A 19,183-nucleotide genomic window follows, 5' to 3' on the forward strand; every position below is an offset into this window, starting at 1 on the left:
TGCTCCCCCTGCTCCCCCTGCTCCCCCTGCTCCCCACTCCCCACTCCCCAATCCCTAGCCGATGCCTTTGGCGATAAAAAACGCTTCACCGATCGGGCCTAATGCTAATACTGGGAAGAATGTGAGTGCGCCCAAGATTAAAATCACGCCTGCGGTGACACCTATAAATAGTCCGGTATCGGTTCGCAATGTACCAGTCGTGTAGGGAACAGCTTGCTTGCGAGACATGCTATCTGCCAAAAACAGCAAACCTAAAATTGGAATATAGCGTCCAGCTAGTAAACTGAAGCAGGTACTTAGATTCCACCACAGGGCAGTTGCAGTGGTTTTTGCGCCCGTCGCAGACATCGCTAATGGTGAAGGTTGTGAATCTCCCAAGCCTTCAAACCCAGAACCGTTGTTAGCAGCAGCTGAGGCGTATTCATAGATAACTTGAGCAAAGCCGTGAAAACCCGGATTACTAATTCCTGATAGTTGGTCAGCAAATGCTAGGGTGATACCTGCGGGAATCATAATAGCGATCGGGTGAACCAGCAGAATCAGGAAACTAGCAAGTACAACCTCGCGCTTCTCAATCTTGCGTCCCAAAAATTCTGGTGTGCGTCCTACCATCAGCCCTGTAGCGAACACAGCCAGAATCAGGTAAGCGAATAAATAAGCGGTTCCTGTACCCTGCCCACCCCAGATAATTTGCAGGAACATATTGGAAAGGGTAATAAAACCACCGTTGGGCATAAAGGAGTCGTGTAAACTATTGACTGCACCGCACATAGTACCAGTTGTACTCGTTGCAAATAATGCAGATTGTGCCCAACCAAACCGGACTTCTTTACCCTCTAAATTCGGTTGTTGACTACCCAGCAGTGCATTCACAGCCGGATTGCCGTTGTATTCACCAATGGCAGTGACGATGATAAATACTAAATAGAGAACGCCAACCATGCCGTAGACTAACCAAGCTTGCTTAGTGTTGTTCGCAAACAACCCATAAGTGTAGATTAGGGAAGTAGGAATCGAAAGCATGGCCACGATTTGAATTAAGTTAGAAAATCCGTTGGGATTTTCAAAGGGGTGTGCTGAGTTGATAGCGAAAAAGCCGCCGCCGTTTTCCCCTAATTGCTTGATAATTTCATAGTGGGCAACTGGGCCACGAGCGATCGCCTGACTAATATTCGGATTTTCCAAGGTAGGGAATACAACTGCACCCCCCAGAGTTTCTGGAACGCCAGCTGCCATCAAAGCGATCGCGCCCACAATACAAATAGGCAGCAAAATTCGGGTAATCGAGCGAATTAGGTCTACATAAAAGTTGCCTAACGATCTACCCGTCAATCCCCGAATAAAAGCAATCCCCACCGCCAAACCAGTCGCAGCAGAGGTGAACATGTGATAACCAAGCCCCCACATTTGGCTGCCATAGCTCATGTAGGTTTCACCAGAATAGTGCTGCTGGTTGGTATTAGTAATAAAAGAAATGGTAGTATGCAGCGCTGTGTCCCAAGTTGGGGCATTTATTCCCGTAGGATTCAGGGGCAACGATCCCTGATTCATGATGATCAAGAAAATCAGCAACCCCATTGCTACGTTGCTATACAGGATTGCCCGCCCATACTGCCAGCCCGTCATGTTTTCTTTGTTTTTAACGCCAACCAAGGCATAAAGCACTCGCTCAACCGGATTCAGAATTGGGTCGAGAAAAGTCCTTTCCTCTAGGTATACACGCGCCATATAGCGCCCAAAAAAGGGAGTAAGCGCTACTACAATTAGTAGCGTTAATACAATTTGAATCCATCCTTCTAGCATTGGATTAGTCGAACTCCGACATAAACAAATTTCAGATTATTATAAATTATATTCTTGCTATGAATTAGAAAGAATATAGAAGGTATTGACATTATGATGAACTCACCTATAATTATGTGTTTCCTCAATCAATCATGAAGCTTTTTGTTAGAGAACACAAGGTATAAATTAATATTTAAACTTGTCTATCTTAGGAATATACTTATATATATATATCAGTATTCAGAGCGTTTATATCGATATATATCTGCAAATATAGAAAAACAGCTAAATCCTAAACAAACAGCTATTTTGCGCTTAAACGGGAGCATCCCACTTTGGCGAATAGCCTACCTGATTTTTCACGTCATGAAAAAAGAGTGCAAGGTGATAACCTCATTAGCTCTCACGGATGGCGTGATGTAAAGCTAGTTGGGTTCAAAGGGGTGACTTCAGAAGCGTAGCGGTTAAAGTCTCTAACGTTGAAAGTTAAGATATGGGTTAACCTGTGGACTAACATTAAGGCTACAAGCCTAGCATCGTGGACATTTACACCCGCTACCCCATACTGTAAAATTAATCGCTTCCACTCTGGATAAATCTCAGGTACATCTGGCAGTACCAAGAATAAACCTTCTAAACTCTCCAGTTCCATCCTGGCTTCAGCTATGGTTAAGCCTAAGCCGTTCCTTTGAGCAGGTCGTGTAGCACTTCGCCAAAACTCTATGAGGTTTTGCGAGGTAATAAAAAGCTCTTCTTCGGCTCCTGGTAAAGTTGAGATTGCGTTCAGTGTATCTGCATACATTGGGTGGTGTGGCTGTACACTTAGTAGTAGTAAATTGGTATCGACAAGATAAGTCACTTAAATATCTTCGTTCTCGTCATCATCGTATATTCCTGCCCGACTTAAAGCATACTCTGATAGTAAGGGCGTATCTCGTCTATGGCTCTGTGCCCATTCCCGAAAAGCTGTTATCCACTCAAGAGCCGTTGCAGTTTTGTAAAATGGTTGATCCTGTTTTGATTTCATCAACTGCTTAAGCAATGCATCAAAATGTGGCTTAACCACTTCAACAGGGAGCTTAGTTACATTTGCTAACACCTGCACAACGCCTTCTAACTCTTGTCTGTCAGCCTCTGTTAGTAATGGTAGTATTTGATTGTTATTGTTATTGTTTCCCATGCTAGTAGCTCTCCATAAATAATACTGAAATTACTTTCTATAGCAGTCCTATTTGATTCGTGAAAAATATAAAATTTGAAAACGAACCGCAAAGTATTGGCTTTGGGCGCAAAGGGAAGAAAGAAGAAAGAGATATATAATTTTCACAAATGATTTAGGACTGCTATAGTTTAACTAGTTCCGTGGGTTTAAGTCCCCCGGTTCAATAAAAATTTTGTTTTGTGTTCGGGTTAAATCCCCATTACAAAACAAAGTTTACGAAAGCGTTGCGGGGCGAACGCGAGTGCGTCTCTAAGAGTTGCCCATTACGAATTACGAATTACGAATTATTTAATAACAGGCTACTATAGCAATCCTAAATCATTCGTGAAAAGTTAGCTCCCCGACAACTTTTACGAAGTCGGGGAGCTGGACACCGCGAATTTTCACAAATTAGATAGGATAAAGTCAGAAGTCTAATTCATAATTCATAACTGATTTTGGCGACAAATTCCAAATGCACAAGTGTAGGCGTGTAAGAAGGTTCTGCCACCAACAGGGCCGATTTCACCACCACAGAAAAAGCCGCCTACAGGAATATCGCTGACGTAGCGCCGAAATAGTTCAGAATCGAAATTGGGTTTACCATAGAGTCCTTCACCTCGCCCCAGACAGGCAAACATTAAGGCAGCTACGGCAGAGGGTTCAGATTCTCGTTGGGTTTGATAACTTTGCAGGAGTAATTCTAGGTCTTCAGCAGAGGCTTGGGCATCGCGGAGGTGGAATTGCAGCCTTTGTCCTGGACGGACGCGATCGCCAATTGCGATCGCCCCAGCTGTTGGATCGACCCCAAGAATACCACGAATTAAAAAGTCTCCCTGTTGCAAAGCCAGCTTAAATTCATCCATCGCCACACCAACAAACAGAGAATGCTGTGCTAAAATCCGTTCGTGTTCGCTGAGACTGGCAATCAAATCTCGCAACACCACTAGAGGCACTTTCTCATCTAACTCTAAGATGATGTTGCGATCGGCTTTTGTAACTTGCAATGGTTTGCCAATCGGTCGGCATCCTTGGGCTACAATCGTCTCCAAAACAATATTTCCAGTCAAAGCTATACCAACAGTTCCCTCACGATACAAACTTTGGCATTCCTCGCCCTCAGTATCATTACAAAAAAGCGCAACACGACCACCCATACCCCCACCACTAGCCTGTCCCCCCACTATCACCGATCCTGGATAAGCAAAATCCAACCCCTGCAATAAATCGTTGATTCCAGAAGCGAAAGAACTAGACAGCAAAATGAACTGGGGTGTCGGTGATGTTGGCACACCGATCAAATCAACCCAAGCATCTGGTGAACTGTCTAAATCAGGTAATTCTTCAGCAACAACATGAAAAACTTGAACCTTCACCCCTGGAAGGTATGCTAAAGTCAAGCTAATAGCTGGTTCAGCTTCTAGTTCTTGGATTTCTCCGTTAACTGTCGTCCCAATCACACCTCCACCACTACAGCCAATTAGCACTGGCACAGAAAGTTTCTCAGCTAACAAGGGTAACAGTCGGGAATACTCACTCGTGAAAGCAGACGAAATGAATACCAGTCCTAGATCCGCAGGTGCTGTTAACGATGAGACAGCTCGTTCCACCACATCTGTAACAGCTGCTTCCAAAGAATGACGGGTTGATAGGGCGTTTGCCCACTGCATTTGGTCTGCCATGAGTTTTGAGCTTCTTTCTCTTTTTGGGCTAGTAGGTTTTGATTTTTGATTTTGGGAAGAATTGCATCCGACAAAAATTAGTGCCAGCCTTTTGTCTCCTCCATCCCAAGAAGCTGGGGAAGTCATTCCTTAATAGATGCATCTAAATATATTGTATGATTGTTTATCTATGGTACTGATTCCACAAAATCTTAAAAAATAAAGATGAATGCATTGATAGATGCGGCAGTTTACTGTATTGGTTATAAATCAATAGGTTAAAGTACTAAGTTATGAGCTGAATGGTTAGAATGGTTAGTAATCAAGCTAAAATCTGCCATTTCTGAAGTTTTTCTATACTAGTATTAACAACACACAACGAGACTAAAGCAATGACCAACATCCAAGAAACAGCAAAGAGTGATATTCAAGAGAAAATCCAAGAAGAAGTGGAGCAAGCGCGTACTGTCTGTGACGTTAGCGGTAGCAACTCACCAGAGTGTGCTGCTGCTTGGGATGCAGTAGAAGAATTGCAAGCCGAAGCTTCCCACAAGCGCCAAAGCAAGCCAAAAAACTCTCTAGAACAGTATTGTGATGACAACCCAGATGCAATTGAATGCCGAGTTTACGACGACTAAAAATTTAGACAAGTGAATTTTTTGTTCGTTTGGTAAACAAGCAACCAAAATTTACTTACTCAAATCTTGCACTCTCACCTCACTCCCGCCTAAAATCTTACTCCCCTCTTTCATCATTTGCCCCAACAGGTAAATAATTCATGAAATATCTGGAGTTACGGATGTATAAGGGTTAAAACTTGAGAGTTTTTTTATCTTAAAAGGAAACTTTTACACCCAAAAAAAATTGGGATTTTGTCCGAGAGTGCCGAGTATATAGTCGGTGGGTGAGTTTTGGAACTCTTCCTGACGCTACTTACAAATAGGTGCAAAATCCGAGATGAGGGTCTTTGAGTTGCTTGTTTTTTACTAAATAGAGAGATTGAGGAAAGTGAATTAAACAATTTAGCATTTAATACCTTTTCCAAAAATCTTTGCAACAAATGAATTGACCGTAGGGGCGTACATCTGTATGCCCCTACAAACGTATTTACAGTATAAATTTGGTGAAATGGTATAAGTTGGATAGCCACTTGCTTGCACAAAGAATTTAGAGCGCAGTCTTGAGGCTAGACTTTGTGCTTTCATTAAACTGTTATGTAATATAGATAGACTATTAGCTAGCTAATAGCTTACAGGCAGGGCTATTTCATTCTCATCTAGCCCGCCTCAGAATGAATTCTGAGTCTAATAGCGAAACTCGTCTAAAGACGACTGAGAAAAGGTTATAGTCCGTTAAAACGGACTTTAGCTATAAGAGAAGAACTTTAGTTCTGGGCGGTTTATGTCTAGAACGAAATAGCCCCAGCTTACAGGTTTGTCAGTTATGGATACTTGTTCTTGGTTAAAAATGTTTTATTTATCGTTTGAGAAAAACTATGGACTATAACGTTTGGTTTCGCCCTTTCGTCTGGATGGATTACCGACTGGCAGTATTATTCCTGGTAATTATTCCGCTAATTCTTTTGATTTGGGCATTTGTGCAAAAAGCAGAAGGCATACAACGCTTATTGGCTATATACTGGCGAGTATCAAGCCTGGTAGCAATCACGATTTACTTAATGATTGCCCAGTATCCAGTTAGCTTTATCTCTGGGTTGATAGCTCAGATTTTGATCCCGATTTCGCTGTGGTTCTGGGTGGATATCAACGATGAAATTGAGTATCAAACCAGTGGCGCTTTGAAATTGATTTTTACTTCTTGGCGCTGGGCGACAACTGTTTATTGTATTTTGGGTACACTAGCCTTTATCCCTTTTTTGGGTTGTGCTTTTTCTGGCAGTGCGCTGAAGACTTCCTATTGTCGCGTCTGGTTTGAGGCTCCGTTGCTATTCAAAGAATATTTCCATGCTAATAGCAAGGCTGAGTTTTTAGGTTTTCTCGGCATAACTAGTTTAGTAATTTATGTGCTTTACTTAAGCTACTTTGTTCTGATTAAGCTGGGCAAGCAGGGACGTTCAGCCACACCACAGTAAGCGTCGTTGCACTACCATACCCCTACTCTTAAAATAAATGGATTCCATTGGCAAGCGACTGGAACAATACACCGCTAAACGTCCCCAAGAAGTCCTAATTGTAACAGTGGAAATTGCTGATGAGCAAGATACAATTGCTATTTTCAAAGGCTTTTCCAGTTCTTTGATGCGCCCTACAGCATTTGATGCAGATGTACCAGTTCTACCAGATGAGGCAAACATCCTCAACATTGATCGAGTAGCCAGTCCTTACAATCCTGAAGCACCCCGTTATATTCAACAAGGAATTTCTTGGGAAGCTATGGAAACTCTATTATCAGAAGTAGGTGTTTAACTAATTACTAATTTGTAATTCCTAACATAGAGCAGTATGGGGATGATCGCAGTTAAGACAGACTGGTTACACTGTTAGCATTATTGGATGGGCTTAGATGCAACAGTTCCAGGATGCGAACACGCCAAAACCATTCAGTCGAGAACAACGTTGGGAAATGAACTATTATCTTGACTAATTATGAATTACCACGACATTATTACGATTCAACCTGGAAAACGCAGTGGTAAACCCTGTATCCGGGGAATGCGAATCACAGTTTATGATATTTTGGAGTACCTTGCAGGCGGAATGACTGAAGCAGAAATATTAGAGGATTTTTCTGAATTAACTTCCGAAGATATCAAAGCGTGTCTAGCTTTTGCTGTTGATCGTGAGAAGAAGGGCTAACAGTTTGCTCAGTGAGTAGGACTCTGGACGACTGTGATCGGGCAATTGCCCAGTTTGATAAGATGGTTGGCATAGTTAGAGAAGTTCATAAGTCGTTCACCCTATGACAACCAAGAAATATGTTTACTGGCAAGATGAGGAGATGTGGCTTGGCTATTTGGAGGAGTATCCAGACTACTGGACTCAGGCAGAAACCGAAAACGAATTGAAGGAGAACTTAACTGATATTTACAAAGAATTAACCAGTGGGGCAATCCCCAATGTCCGAAGAGTGGCTGAACTTGAGGTATTGTGAAACGACGGGACTTGATCAAACGCCTCGAAGAGATGGGTTGTGTATTTATTCGTCATGGTGGCAAACATGACTGGTATCAGAACCCAAGAACGAAGGTATCTCAACCTGTTCCAAGGCATCGAGAAATTAAGGAACAGCTTGCCAAACACATCATCAAAATGCTTGGCGACGAAGGCTAACACGGCGTTGGAGCCGAACCCTGAAAGGTTATTTGGTGAGAATATGAGGGTATCTGCATCGGCTCAATTTTACCGTTACCCTGAAGGAAGCAAGCTACAGATGGGTCTAAATTGCCGTCTGAAGTGTCTTAAATTTTGAAGAATTCTTTAGACATCATAATTCTCAATCAAACAGGGTGGGTTTATGTGAGGTTTCAGCAAAGTGGATAGAACTCAACATCAGTCTTACAAACCTTGGCAGATCGGAGCTTTCCCAAAAAAACGTAGTGATGTGCAGTTGCTTAAAGATAGTGACGATGGTCTGGAAATAGACCTCATTTTTTATGATCCAAATCAAACTATCACAGTCAAGTTCGCATATACAGAAGTGTATCGGGTTATAGACGAAGGGCGCAGGCTTAAGCAACTCCAGCACTTGCCTTTACCAATGGAGGAAACAGTATATGTGGTGTCCAATTCAGATATTGTGGAGGATGTTAGTAGATGAATCTTGCGGAATGTTGGAAACTAGGGATGTGGTTCATTACTTTATTGTTACAGACAATGATTGTATTGACGTTATTACTAAGGCTGATGTTAAACCACAATTGGGGAAAAAATGCTAGGTTCAGTGATATAAAATGTTTGTGCTTGTTGCGGCATAACAATCCTGTTGCAGCGGACTGTTGAAAGCCTCTGGTGGTGAGTTCAAGGTTGCTGGCAGCCTCTGAACGGGGGCGTTACCCTGAAGGAAGCAAACTACAGATGGGTCTAAATTGCCATCTGAAACTCTCTTCAATTTTGAAGAATTATTTTGACTTTTGAATTTACAAAATGTCCCTTTCTGGATACACACTCCCAGTATTTGCCTGTGCTTCTGCTGTTGCAGCTTTACATTGGTTACGCGATCGCCAAACCCTAATTTTAGCATCTATAGATTTGATTGAACCCGCTCAAATCGCAGAAATCCCAATCGAACAGGTAGCAGGACTATCTGAAAGTACGGCTTTGGCAATCACTCGCAGCGATCCTGGTGATAATCTCGATTTGACTAAAGATACACCGATTTGGGCGCTGGTGGAGTGGAGAGAACAGGGTGATGATGCTGTAATTATTAAAGGTGGGGAAGGAATTGGCAGACAGATGAATGCTGACGACAAGCCAGCTATTTATGCCTATGCTCAAAGGCTTTTACGCGAGAATTTGCAACGAATGCTAGCACCTGGGGAAAAAGTCACGGTGACGATTATTCTACCCGAAGGGCGATCGCTTGCTGTTCGCACTTCAAATTCTGCTTTTGGTGTGGTTGAAGGACTTTCCCTTTTAGGCACAACCGGCATTTCTCAACCTTTGAGTACACCAGATCAGCTTGCAGTTTTTCGGGCTGAGTTACAAAATAAAGCCAGTCGTTTTGAAAGTTTAGTATTCTGTATCGGGGAGAATGGCCTAGATTTGGCGCGTAAACTAGGGATTAATCCTGAACAATTGGTCAAAACTGCTAACTGGATCGGCCCAATGTTAGTGGAAGCTGATGTGCTGGGTGTGAAAGAAATCTTATTATTTGGCTATCACGGTAAGCTGATGAAACTGGCTGGAGGGATTTTTCACACTCATCACTACTTGGCTGATGGACGGCGAGAAATTTTGTCAGCGCATTGTGCGATCGCTGGTTTAAAATCACCAGATATCCAAGCTGTGTTTAACAGTGCAACCGCCGAAGCCGCACTAACATACCTAAAATCGCTAGATGCATCAACTGGTAGTGATTGGGTAAATCAAGTTTACAGTGCGATCGCCGAAGCCATCGATGTCCGTTCTCAAGAATACATCCAAAGTCATAGGGAAAGTAGCACAGGAGTAACAATTTGTGGCTCTATCCTCTTTGATCGCGATCGCAAAATTATCGTGAAGAGTAAAACTGCTGGTCTGTTGATGGGAAAATTATGTTAATTTATTATGAATAATCGTAAACAATTCAAATAAATAATCTTCTAAGTAACCACTCTAGGGTAAATTTATCGTTTTAATACCATCTCCGACTCAGGAACTCGACAAACGCACATAACCTTGCGTTTGTAAAGGCTCTCTATACGATTATCAGCCTACCCAGGCTGAATAATAGCATCATCATAGACCACAAAGCATCTACCCTTAACAGACATAACACTCCCGTCATGAATACAGCGGTGATACCAACAGAACAAGCGCCCCAAACATTAGAAAATTTTGGGAGACTTGATCGCCAATTGATTGTAATTCTGGACTTCGGCTCTCAATATTCTGAGCTGATTGCCCGTCGCATCCGCGAGACTCAAGTATACTCTGAAGTTTTATCCTATCGCACTACTTCTGAACATTTGCGCCAACTCAATCCTAAGGGAATCATCCTCTCAGGTGGGCCGAGTTCGGTTTATGGTGATAACGCTCCCCATTGTGACCCAGAAATCTGGAATTTGGGAATACCCGTCTTGGGTGTTTGCTATGGGATGCAGCTGATGGTAAACCAACTTGGCGGCGAAGTGGCAAAGGCTGATCGAGGTGAGTACGGCAAAGCGTCATTATATATTGATGATCCCACAGATTTGCTCACGAATGTTGAAGATGGCAGTACGATGTGGATGAGTCATGGAGACTCAGTTACTCAAATGCCATCAGGGTTTGAATTGCTGGCACATACAGAAAATACTCCCTGTGCTGCGATCGCCGATCACGAAAAGAAACTTTATGGCGTTCAGTTCCATCCAGAGGTGGTGCATTCTGTTGGCGGTATAGCATTAATCCGTAATTTTGTCTACCACATCTGCGATTGCGAACCTACTTGGACAACAGCGGCTTTTGTCGAAGAGGCAATTCGGGAAATTCGTGCCAGAGTTGGTGACAAGCGGGTGCTGTTGGCGCTGTCTGGTGGGGTGGATTCTTCTACCCTGGCCTTCTTGCTGTATAAAGCCATTGGTGAGCAACTGACTTGCGTATTTATCGATCAAGGCTTTATGCGAAAGTATGAGCCAGAGCGATTGGTAAAGCTGTTCCAAGAGCAGTTTCACATTCCTGTAGAGTATGTTAATGCTCGCGATCGCTTTTTAGCTAAAGTTGCTGATATCACAGATCCTGAAGAAAAACGCCGCCGCATCGGACACGAATTTATTGCTGTATTTGAGGAAACATCCAAACGCCTTGGTCACTTTGATTATCTAGCTCAAGGGACTCTTTATCCAGATGTGATCGAATCTGCTGACACCAACGTTGATCCCCAAACTGGTGAGCGGGTAGCGGTGAAAATTAAGAGTCATCACAATGTTGGCGGTTTGCCCAAAGACCTAAGATTTAAATTGGTGGAACCACTGCGGAAACTATTTAAAGATGAAGTCCGCAAAGTTGGGCGTTCCATTGGTTTACCAGAAGAAATTGTCCAACGGCAACCTTTTCCTGGGCCTGGTTTGGCAATTCGCATTCTGGGAGAAGTCACATCTGAGCGGTTAAACATTTTACGCGATGCAGATTTGATTGTCCGGCAAGAAATTAACCAACGCGGCATGTATCATGATTTTTGGCAAGCATTTGCTGTATTGCTGCCAATTCGTAGTGTTGGCGTTATGGGGGATCAACGTACTTACGCTTACCCGATTGTTTTGCGGATTGTGACCAGTGAAGATGGCATGACTGCTGATTGGGCAAGAGTCCCTTACGATGTGCTGGAAGTGATTTCCACTCGGATTGTGAATGAGGTGAAAGGGGTGAATCGGGTGGTTTATGACATCACCTCTAAGCCGCCTGGAACCATTGAATGGGAATGATGTAAACGCAAACAAGCGCAGAGGGTTCATCTATTCTCTGCGCGTTTTGTCTTTTGAAAAATTAATGCGATCGCGTTTACAACTCGCTATCATCTAACACCATCTGTGGCTTTCGACCAGTTTTCTTTTAACCATACTAAATCCATAGGACTTACGCATTGACAAGAAATACCAAATATGGAGCAAGGTTAAAAACCATATCTTTCGTAAGGGCACAGCAAAAGCTTAGCCCCTACAGCATGGTCTATTGACGATCGCAGGATAATTAAGAAAAGCCTGAAAACTTCCTCAAGATAGGTAATGCACATCACGATGCATTTGTACAGTGCGTAAGTCCTAATCCAGATTGGTTTTAACGTGATTGTTGAAAAATGTTCTAAGGAATCGGTGATTAGGTTTATAACCTTATCAATTAAAATCGCCGACGAAGTGCTGATCACCACCACCAAGATTCCAGCCGTCAATCCTGTCAAACTGAACTGAATTTGCTTGGAAGCCACTACCGTTGTAGGTCAGCAGTCCTGCGTATTTAGGGCTGCGGATGAATACATCGCTCATGGATTTAATTCCTCAATTTTATTGCAAGAGTCATTAGTTGCGATGCACCTTGGGTGCATCTCTCTTAGCTACCAACTTCAGTTGCAGCGTTCCGGATTCTGTCTTAGAATTTTTGGTAAAACTGAGATGCTTCCTAAGCTTGATAGCTATTGAAAAAAGTGTAATTTATTGTTGTATAAAATAAATTATACTTTTTATTATTTCCAAGTATTGATTTATCCCAAAGTTGATTCACCTGATGGCATGTCAATACGAAAAGAATATGACACTTGCGTAAGTCCTAAAATTATTCTTTCTTTCTTTTAACTTTTGGCTTGTTCGGTGAAATTTGTCAATGGGATTTTATACAGGCAATAAATATAAATGCCAGGGAAGAATTAACCGCCAATTAGATGGTGGTTGGACGACTTGAGTTTTTTCTAGGAAAAGAGACGCGATCGCAGTAAAATTACCAATGGTGTGGTCACTGAAAAAAAACAAGCATCTCATTAGAAATAACTTTCATTTGATCAACGTTAATGGAGATGTTATGGAACCTGCTCTGCCCCTTGCTGGCTTAAACATCCTCGTAGTTGATGATGATGAAGATAGCCGCTTTTACATTACTACCGTGTTGGAAGCTGATGGAGCCACCGTCATGGCAGTTGCATCGGCGGAGGTAGCATTGAAAGTATTACCTGAGTTGCAACCAGAAGTTTTGATTTGTGATATTGCTATGCCTGGTGAAGATGGCTACACTCTCATCCGCAAGATCCGGGCGCTGAAGTCTGATATTTGGGGAAAACTCCCCGCTATAGCTTTAACTGCCTATGGCGATAGCGAGTATCGTAGCCGTGCCCTGGAAGCGGGCTTTCAGTCTCATGTGGCTAAACCAGTTGACCCAGGAGAACTAGTTGCGATCGTCGCTAATTTAGTTGCTTCTTATAAGAGTTAATGAAAAGATGCAGTGATTTGTCGGTGGTCATTTGTTATTTCTTTAATTTCCCTCATCTCCCGTCATATTCTTCATCTAAAAGTGAACTACCTACACCTTGCTGAAGCACAATGTAAGGTGTTTTTTGTAAAAACGATCGCGCATAAAAGAATGCATCCAGTCAATAGCCAGGAATTTGACATCATTGCATTTGTTAATTTTGAGCAAAGCCGGAGACGTTTCAGTTAGCTGCAAAAAAGTCTGAGTTAAGGCTTCCTTATATCTAAAACAAGGCGTGATTTTAAATTGCTTAGATTACTTCGCTCCAGTTTCAAAGCTAATTTGCTCAGACTTATAGGCTGGTGGCTCGACGTGAATTAAAATCCTGACTGGACGGAATCGTTCTTCTAATCGGCTTTCTACTTCTTCGGTGATGTGGTGAGCGGTTTCTACGTCTGGTGCATCTACTATTAAATGCATTTCGATGAAGACTTGACGACCAAGAACACCGCGAGAAGCAATATCATGACAGTTAATTACACCTGGAACAGAAGTAGCGATCGCATGAATTGCTTCTGGTGCGATCGCCATTTGATCTACAAGCTAATGCAAAGCTGGGGCGCATCCTCGAAAAAGTGGGCTTCGCCGCCGATCTCGGCAGCTTCGTCTCTTCTTCCGGTAATATTAGTACTTATCAAGAAGTTTTAATAAAAAAGATATGTCTTCAATTCCTCTAACATTGAACCTAATTGAAGGTTCTGTCTCCTTCAGTTTTTCACCCCAAGCAGCACGAGAATTAAAAGCAGCAACAGATCAATTGATGGAGCGTCTGAAAGCTGTCGCCGCTAAACCCACTCCTGGCGGCGGTAAAGTAACTCCCCAGCCTCCCCTAGAATATCGTTATACGGGTGAAGTATTTTTAGAAATTTTCTGTAATCCTAATATCTGGCCGACGCCCTTCGCTGCCAAAGTTTTGCTGACTGTCCGCAACGTCAACATCCGCTTGACTACGGAAGCTGAACTTACTCGCATCATTGAAGACATTAATAATTACTTAGAGCAAGTGGGCTAAATTACCAAAAATCAAGAATCCACGCTTAAACAATAATGATAATCATTGCAAGGGCGGAGGAAACTATTGCTTCCTCTCCTTTAAACTGTAACGAATGGTTCCAGAATGCCCTGTTAGAAGTCTGACAATTCAGGTCAAGATAATTCGTAATTGATAATGACGCTCGAGGACTCGCTAACGCTGCGAAGACAGTAATTCGTAGTTATGACCCCACGACTGAAGTCGCTTGCTCTGAAAGAAGGAAAAAATTTATTTATCTCCATAACTAAAGTTAGGGGCTTATACCATAAATTACGAATTACGAATTACGAATTACTAATTATTTGGTCATGTGGAAAAGTCCACGAAAACCTAACCCCCTAATCCCCTTACAGTGCCGGGAAGCTTTATAAAAATTACCGGAGCAGTTCCATATTGGGAACCGCTCCGGTTACAGAATTTACATACTAGACTCAAGTTGTAGCACCAGATATATAGAACAAATGCTTCTGATGCTTTTTTTAACTTGAAAAATTGTATAAATTCAGACTCCAATGCTTCGGTGTTAATGAAAAACGCAAGATTCTGCATGGGGCAATGCTTATCAAAAATCAGAGATTATCCCCCAGATTGGGCGTAGGATCGTTGATTGTGACATCCACACATCGAAAATGAACCCCCAATCCCAAACCCGAAATTAAACATTGATTTAGTCGTTGTCCCACTGTTCACGACCAATTAGGTCGCCAATGCGATCGCGTAACAAAAAGTCACATTTCTCTAATTCACATTCAACGCAAACCCACTCTCTCGCTGGAATGTATTGGCAGAGCGTATATATTGGCTGTTGTCGGCTAATGATTCCCTTTTGCACCAGTCGGCGTGCTTCGTCTTGAATCAGATCGAGAGAGTAATAATTGATAGAAGGCACCGTATTCACACTCATGTTTTTTACTCACAAATTAACACTTACGATAGTGTTCCCGTTAAAAATTAGGAACAAACATTACAGAAATTAGACTTGTGGCTAGGATTTTGTAGTTTGCTATACGGAACTATTTTTATTTTGACGCTACATCTCCTAAAATTATCTCAAGATATGTTAAGAAAGTCAACGAATCCTGACATTTATCGAAAATCCGCTTTACAAAAAAAATTCCGAGTAGTTAACTTAACCTGCTATGGCAGCTGTATGGTTTTTTATACAACAAGTCTGAAAGTCTTGCCATTACTGTATTTAGGCAAGATTTGCCGGTTGTCCAGAGGTTCAGGGCACGTAGGCGTAGCCCGCCGCAGGCATCGCTTACATATCAAATAATCACCTTAAAGGCGGATTTAGAACTGCTGGTATTTATCTAAGGGTAAACAACACAAGAATATTTGTCAGATACTAGGGTATAAAGTGTTGCAAAACATAACGGCTAAAGTACACTACGAAGGCTTTTATCCCAGCATCTGTTAACAATTTCTTAAGTATAACCGTAATTAGTTGGTTAATTTGAGTACTAATATTACACAGTTTTCTTTGGATAAACATCTGTAGAAGGGTGGAGTAAGGAACTTCCAAATAAAACAATATCCAATCGCAGGGGAAGCAGAATCTGATAGTTGTATTGGATGCAAGAATTGGATAATTTAATTTTTGGAGTTCCCTTAACAGGATTTCTCTTAAAGGTCACTACAAATAGGCAGCAGGCGGTAGAGGGAAAGAGGAATAGTAGAGTAGGGACGAAAGCCAAGGCAAACAAAAAGCGTATACATCCAACTACCGATCCCTGAAGTAGGTTATGGTCATATTAAAACAGACGCGATCGCGTCGCGTCTGTAAATTGTTTGGCGGATTTGCTGAGATTAATTGTTCTGAAGTTACATTGTTATTTAAGTTACTTATTCATCAGATAATTCATCATCTTGATCAGTGTTGTCTTCTACTGCTAGCAGATTTTCTGGCGGACGCTGATGGTTAAGTTGGTTTAGTAGTGCCAGTACTTTATTACCGCGTTCTATGGAGCGATCTTCGAGAAACAGCACTTCTGGGGTACGACGTAGCCTTACCCGCGCCCCAAGTTCACTGCGGACGTAACCTGTAGCCGACTTTAAGCCTGCCATTGTTTCTGCTTTAGCTTCATCTGTACCATAGATACTGACGTAGATTTTGGCGTGTTGGAGATCGCCGGAAACATCAACATCAGTAACACTTACCATTCCAGTACCCACACGGTCATCCTTGATGCCGTTGAGCAGCATTTGGCTAACTTCCCGTTTGATCAATTCAGCAACGCGGGAAACCCGACGATTTGTAGCCATAAAAATTTCGCCTCATCACAGAGGTTGTACGACAAAAATAGATGCAAGTTGAGTAGACAGTACTTAGCGGGAGCAACGCCAAGAGCAACCGTCTGTGGGGCACAGCCCCGATATAGCGCTAGTCTAGATTGTACTCAAGCCCAGCATTGCCCGTAGGGTGAGAGTAAGGAAGACTAGGCTGCTCACAAACAAACCCAAGATAGCGATTAAGGTGACTGGGCGCTTCAACAATGGCACTAACGGCGCAAAGGTGTTCAGAAACAGTCCTAAGACGATAGTAATTAAGTACCGGGGGTAGCGAAAGACGTTATCCCAAAATCCGTCAAACATCTGAATGTAAACTGCCTTGTTATATACTTACGTTTGTTTTGATATGCTTTATCTACTCAATTGTAATCTATGCGGCTGGAAAATTAGCCAGCTAATATAAAATATACTTCGTCGGTTATATTAACTTTATTTAGTCACGATTATTTTCAGTTAAATCGCAAGTAAATGGTAATTCAAATCCCCAAGGAAACTAGCCCGCGTCCATTTTTGAAGTGGGCAGGGGGTAAAAGTAGGTTGATACAGCAATATATTCCTTATTTTCCTAAAAGTTATAAAAATTACTATGAGCCATTCTTGGGTGGTGGTGCAGTTTTTTTCTATCTCCAACCAACCGCAGCAGTTTTAACTGATATTAACGCCGAATTAATTAACACTTATTGTTGTGTTAGAGATTATGTTGAGGAATTAATTTCTCTATTGAAAGAGCATAAAATCCGACATGATAAAGATTATTACTATAGTATCCGAAACCACTCTGGTGGTACTGACATAGAAAAAGCTGCTCGTATAATTTATCTTAATAAGACTTGTTTTAATGGCCTTTATCGAGTCAATTCACAGGGTAAATTCAATGTGCCTTTAGGCAAATATGAAAATCCAAATATTTGTTCTGAGGTTTTACTAAAAGCAGCCTCAGCAGCGCTTTCTCATGCAGAAATTAAACAAGCAGATTTTACAGAAGTCTTAAATCATGCAACTAGCAGTGATGACTTTGTATTTTTTGACCCGCCATATCATCCTATCAGTGAGACAAGCTATTTTACTGCTTATAGCCAAACTTGTTTTAGTAAAAAAGACCAAGAAGTTTTGAGAGATACTTGTGCAGAGTTAGCAAGTCGTGGTGTCAAAGTTATGGTATGTAATTCTGATAGCGAATTTATTCAAAAAATTTATACTGATATTAATTTTGAAACTTATAGAATCAAAGCAGCACGATCAATTAACTCAAACATAAAAAATAGAGGGATGATTTACGAACTCTTAATTACATCTTTTAAAGATTTTTATTTGCCCAAGCAATGAATCTGTCTAAACTATAAACTGCTAATAAATTATGGTTATCATTAACTCTTGCTTTTAGCCATTTGCTTGCGCCTTCTCGCATACCTTCACCGCCTAGTATGACGATAGTTGGTGCAGGGTAATAGTTCTGGATATTCATATTCAAGTAAGGAAACTTTTCATCAACTGAACCGGGGCTTTCTTGCCATTTGCACTCGAAAATTAAACCAGATGGCATTGCAGGTGAGCCAACAACATAAAAATCAACCTTCAAATCGGTATGATAAATTCCAGTTCCAATATAAATTTCTTTTCCATAACGCTTTGGCAATAAAGCAGCATTTAAAATAAATTCTTTTGGCACATAGTTCCCGACTTGGAAATAATTATGCCCAGTCAAAATTGCTTCTACATTTCTTTCTAAAATATTCCCAGCCTTATTTGCCCGTCCGCCTTGAGTCAGAGCCATCCTAAATCCCTCTGCCAAACGTCCTGCTTATTATAGGATTTCACAAAACCAGTAAAAAAGTGTCAGTTGCTTAATATGAATTTTTGATTTTGACTAAATAAGGTTGGATTAATAAGTAAAAAATCTGAAATATTTGGTACTCTTGTACTAAATAAATACAAATGTATTAATAATTTGTATAAAAAACGAGTTACTAATTGAGATAATAGTTAAAATAATGGATTTTTTGTATCGGTTCAAAGACCAACTATTGCAAGCGACTGCGCCATTTTTCTGGATCTTGGGAACAGTGGAAAACAGCGTAGATAATAATCTCCTGTTCATTAAACTCGTAAAAAACGACGTAGGGAAAACGCCTGACTGTAGCGCGGCGATAAGTTTCATGAACAATCTGGTACGTGCTGGGGTGACGCTGAATTAAATTCAGGCAGGCATCAATAGAGCGTAGGAACTGGGCGCCTAACCCAAATTTGCGTCCCTCGTACCAGTCATAAGCTTCAATAATGTCTAGTTCTGCGGCTATAAGGATAGTTAAGTTTCTAGCTATGCCATTGAGAGATTCTGGCTTTTACATCTTCCCAACTGCTACCAATGGCTGGGTTTTGTTGATATTCGGCTTTGCGACGGGCTAGCTCTTGTTTTTGCCAATCTAAAACTGGGAGTGCTGCTGGTGTAGCGGCAATCTCATCCCATAAATCTTCTACTAGTTGAAGTTTTTCCGCTCTCGAAAGACTAGAGAGTTCGGGAAATACTGGGTTCATGGTCTTCTATGATTTTATTCACCTTCATTATTACACCCCGAAACCGCCATATCTATAACAACATTTCTAATAACTGGAACTT

The 19,183-nt window shown here is 41.7% G+C and carries 24 protein-coding genes and 1 pseudogene; 12 read left to right on the plus strand and 13 right to left on the minus strand.

The window, feature by feature from the left end:
* Nucleotides 1-54 precede the first annotated feature (54 nt).
* From kdpA to LC586_RS25660, 4 genes are all read right to left on the minus strand, one after another.
* A complete protein-coding gene (gene kdpA / locus LC586_RS25645) occupies nucleotides 55-1,803 on the minus strand; it encodes a potassium-transporting ATPase subunit KdpA (protein ID WP_229488061.1) in 1,749 nt (582 codons plus the stop codon).
* 385 nt (nucleotides 1,804-2,188) lie between these two features.
* Nucleotides 2,189-2,644 (minus strand): type II toxin-antitoxin system VapC family toxin, encoded by a 456-nt coding sequence (locus LC586_RS25650; protein WP_229488062.1) that lies wholly within the window; start codon nucleotides 2,642-2,644, stop codon nucleotides 2,189-2,191.
* Nucleotides 2,645-2,965, minus strand: a complete 321-nt coding sequence (locus tag LC586_RS25655) for a hypothetical protein (protein ID WP_229488063.1) — start codon at nucleotides 2,963-2,965, stop codon at nucleotides 2,645-2,647.
* Nucleotides 2,966-3,432: 467 nt separating this feature from the next.
* A complete protein-coding gene (locus LC586_RS25660; protein ID WP_229488111.1) occupies nucleotides 3,433-4,668 on the minus strand; it encodes an FIST signal transduction protein in 1,236 nt (411 codons plus the stop codon).
* A 371-nt stretch (nucleotides 4,669-5,039) separates the two neighbouring features.
* Here LC586_RS25660 and LC586_RS25665 point away from each other — a divergent pair, with 371 nt between their 5' ends.
* The 9 genes from LC586_RS25665 to guaA all read left to right on the plus strand — a co-directional run bounded on the left by LC586_RS25665 (nucleotide 5,040) and on the right by guaA (nucleotide 11,710).
* Nucleotides 5,040-5,285, plus strand: a complete 246-nt coding sequence (locus LC586_RS25665; protein WP_100901547.1) for a Calvin cycle protein CP12 — start codon at nucleotides 5,040-5,042, stop codon at nucleotides 5,283-5,285.
* Nucleotides 5,286-6,142: 857 nt separating this feature from the next.
* A complete protein-coding gene (locus tag LC586_RS25670; protein ID WP_229488064.1) occupies nucleotides 6,143-6,739 on the plus strand; it encodes a DUF3177 family protein in 597 nt (198 codons plus the stop codon).
* A gap of 37 nt (nucleotides 6,740-6,776) precedes the next feature.
* Entirely contained in the window at nucleotides 6,777-7,073 is a 297-nt protein-coding gene (locus LC586_RS25675; protein ID WP_229488065.1) for a DUF7734 family protein, read from the plus strand.
* Between the two features lie 180 nt (nucleotides 7,074-7,253).
* Nucleotides 7,254-7,463, plus strand: a complete 210-nt coding sequence (locus tag LC586_RS25680) for a DUF433 domain-containing protein (protein ID WP_229488066.1) — start codon at nucleotides 7,254-7,256, stop codon at nucleotides 7,461-7,463.
* Between the two features lie 103 nt (nucleotides 7,464-7,566).
* Nucleotides 7,567-7,758 (plus strand): hypothetical protein, encoded by a 192-nt coding sequence (locus LC586_RS25685; RefSeq protein WP_229488067.1) that lies wholly within the window; start codon nucleotides 7,567-7,569, stop codon nucleotides 7,756-7,758.
* Nucleotides 7,755-7,937 (plus strand): type II toxin-antitoxin system HicA family toxin, encoded by a 183-nt coding sequence (locus tag LC586_RS25690; RefSeq protein WP_229488068.1) that lies wholly within the window; start codon nucleotides 7,755-7,757, stop codon nucleotides 7,935-7,937. Before LC586_RS25685 ends, LC586_RS25690 begins: the two co-directional genes overlap by 4 nt.
* Before the next feature lie 202 nt (nucleotides 7,938-8,139).
* Entirely contained in the window at nucleotides 8,140-8,424 is a 285-nt protein-coding gene (locus tag LC586_RS25695) for a hypothetical protein (protein WP_229488069.1), read from the plus strand.
* 326 nt (nucleotides 8,425-8,750) lie between these two features.
* Nucleotides 8,751-9,866 carry a cobalt-precorrin-5B (C(1))-methyltransferase CbiD gene (gene cbiD / locus LC586_RS25700; RefSeq protein ID WP_229488070.1) on the plus strand — a complete coding sequence of 372 codons (1,116 nt, stop codon included), beginning with the start codon at nucleotides 8,751-8,753 and terminating at the stop codon, nucleotides 9,864-9,866.
* Between the two features lie 224 nt (nucleotides 9,867-10,090).
* Nucleotides 10,091-11,710: a glutamine-hydrolyzing GMP synthase gene (guaA, locus tag LC586_RS25705; protein WP_229488071.1), complete on the plus strand. Its 1,620-nt coding sequence runs from the start codon at nucleotides 10,091-10,093 to the stop codon at nucleotides 11,708-11,710.
* Between the two features lie 408 nt (nucleotides 11,711-12,118).
* Here guaA and LC586_RS25710 read toward each other — a convergent pair whose 3' ends face one another.
* Together LC586_RS25710 and LC586_RS25715 are read right to left on the minus strand one after the other, a co-directional pair.
* Nucleotides 12,119-12,268: a hypothetical protein gene (locus LC586_RS25710; RefSeq protein ID WP_229488072.1), complete on the minus strand. Its 150-nt coding sequence runs from the start codon at nucleotides 12,266-12,268 to the stop codon at nucleotides 12,119-12,121.
* A gap of 342 nt (nucleotides 12,269-12,610) precedes the next feature.
* Entirely contained in the window at nucleotides 12,611-12,757 is a 147-nt protein-coding gene (locus LC586_RS25715) for a hypothetical protein (protein ID WP_229488073.1), read from the minus strand.
* A 40-nt stretch (nucleotides 12,758-12,797) separates the two neighbouring features.
* On the opposite strand from LC586_RS25715, the gene LC586_RS25720 reads away from it, so the two are divergent.
* Complete coding sequence (locus tag LC586_RS25720; protein WP_229488074.1) at nucleotides 12,798-13,202, plus strand: response regulator; 405 nt, start codon at nucleotides 12,798-12,800, stop codon at nucleotides 13,200-13,202.
* Nucleotides 13,203-13,496: 294 nt separating this feature from the next.
* Here LC586_RS25720 and LC586_RS25725 read toward each other — a convergent pair.
* Nucleotides 13,497-13,784 (minus strand): annotated as a pseudogene (locus LC586_RS25725) (cation transporter dimerization domain-containing protein); the annotation flags it as partial.
* Nucleotides 13,785-13,899: 115 nt separating this feature from the next.
* Between LC586_RS25725 and LC586_RS25730 the strand changes: the two are divergent.
* A complete protein-coding gene (locus LC586_RS25730; protein ID WP_100901541.1) occupies nucleotides 13,900-14,253 on the plus strand; it encodes a hypothetical protein in 354 nt (117 codons plus the stop codon).
* 688 nt (nucleotides 14,254-14,941) lie between these two features.
* Here LC586_RS25730 and LC586_RS25735 read toward each other — a convergent pair.
* The 3 genes from LC586_RS25735 to LC586_RS25745 form a co-directional block, all read right to left on the minus strand.
* The gene (locus tag LC586_RS25735; RefSeq protein ID WP_229488075.1) at nucleotides 14,942-15,178 is read right to left on the minus strand and encodes a DUF4327 family protein; all 237 of its coding nucleotides are present in this window, start codon (nucleotides 15,176-15,178) and stop codon (nucleotides 14,942-14,944) included.
* A gap of 941 nt (nucleotides 15,179-16,119) precedes the next feature.
* A complete protein-coding gene (gene rbfA / locus LC586_RS25740) occupies nucleotides 16,120-16,539 on the minus strand; it encodes a 30S ribosome-binding factor RbfA (protein ID WP_229488076.1) in 420 nt (139 codons plus the stop codon).
* A gap of 123 nt (nucleotides 16,540-16,662) precedes the next feature.
* Nucleotides 16,663-16,869 (minus strand): DUF751 family protein, encoded by a 207-nt coding sequence (locus LC586_RS25745; RefSeq protein WP_229488077.1) that lies wholly within the window; start codon nucleotides 16,867-16,869, stop codon nucleotides 16,663-16,665.
* Nucleotides 16,870-17,034: 165 nt separating this feature from the next.
* Here LC586_RS25745 and LC586_RS25750 point away from each other — a divergent pair, with 165 nt between their 5' ends.
* The gene (locus LC586_RS25750) at nucleotides 17,035-17,892 is read left to right on the plus strand and encodes a DNA adenine methylase (protein ID WP_229488078.1); all 858 of its coding nucleotides are present in this window, start codon (nucleotides 17,035-17,037) and stop codon (nucleotides 17,890-17,892) included.
* Here the strand turns inward: LC586_RS25750 and LC586_RS25755 are convergent.
* The 3 genes from LC586_RS25755 to LC586_RS25765 all read right to left on the minus strand — a co-directional run bounded on the left by LC586_RS25755 (nucleotide 17,864) and on the right by LC586_RS25765 (nucleotide 19,101).
* The gene (locus tag LC586_RS25755; protein ID WP_229488079.1) at nucleotides 17,864-18,340 is read right to left on the minus strand and encodes a PD-(D/E)XK nuclease superfamily protein; all 477 of its coding nucleotides are present in this window, start codon (nucleotides 18,338-18,340) and stop codon (nucleotides 17,864-17,866) included. The two genes, LC586_RS25750 and LC586_RS25755, sit on opposite strands and share 29 nt — an antisense overlap.
* A gap of 247 nt (nucleotides 18,341-18,587) precedes the next feature.
* Nucleotides 18,588-18,887 carry a type II toxin-antitoxin system RelE/ParE family toxin gene (locus tag LC586_RS25760; protein WP_309143404.1) on the minus strand — a complete coding sequence of 100 codons (300 nt, stop codon included), beginning with the start codon at nucleotides 18,885-18,887 and terminating at the stop codon, nucleotides 18,588-18,590.
* The gene (locus tag LC586_RS25765; RefSeq protein ID WP_229488080.1) at nucleotides 18,880-19,101 is read right to left on the minus strand and encodes an addiction module protein; all 222 of its coding nucleotides are present in this window, start codon (nucleotides 19,099-19,101) and stop codon (nucleotides 18,880-18,882) included. The genes LC586_RS25760 and LC586_RS25765 overlap by 8 nt, the downstream gene beginning before the upstream one ends.
* Between the last annotated feature and the right edge of the window lie 82 nt (nucleotides 19,102-19,183).

The organism is Nostoc favosum CHAB5714, from assembly GCF_020829495.1.
GTDB lineage: Bacteria > Cyanobacteriota > Cyanobacteriia > Cyanobacteriales > Nostocaceae > Nostoc > Nostoc favosum.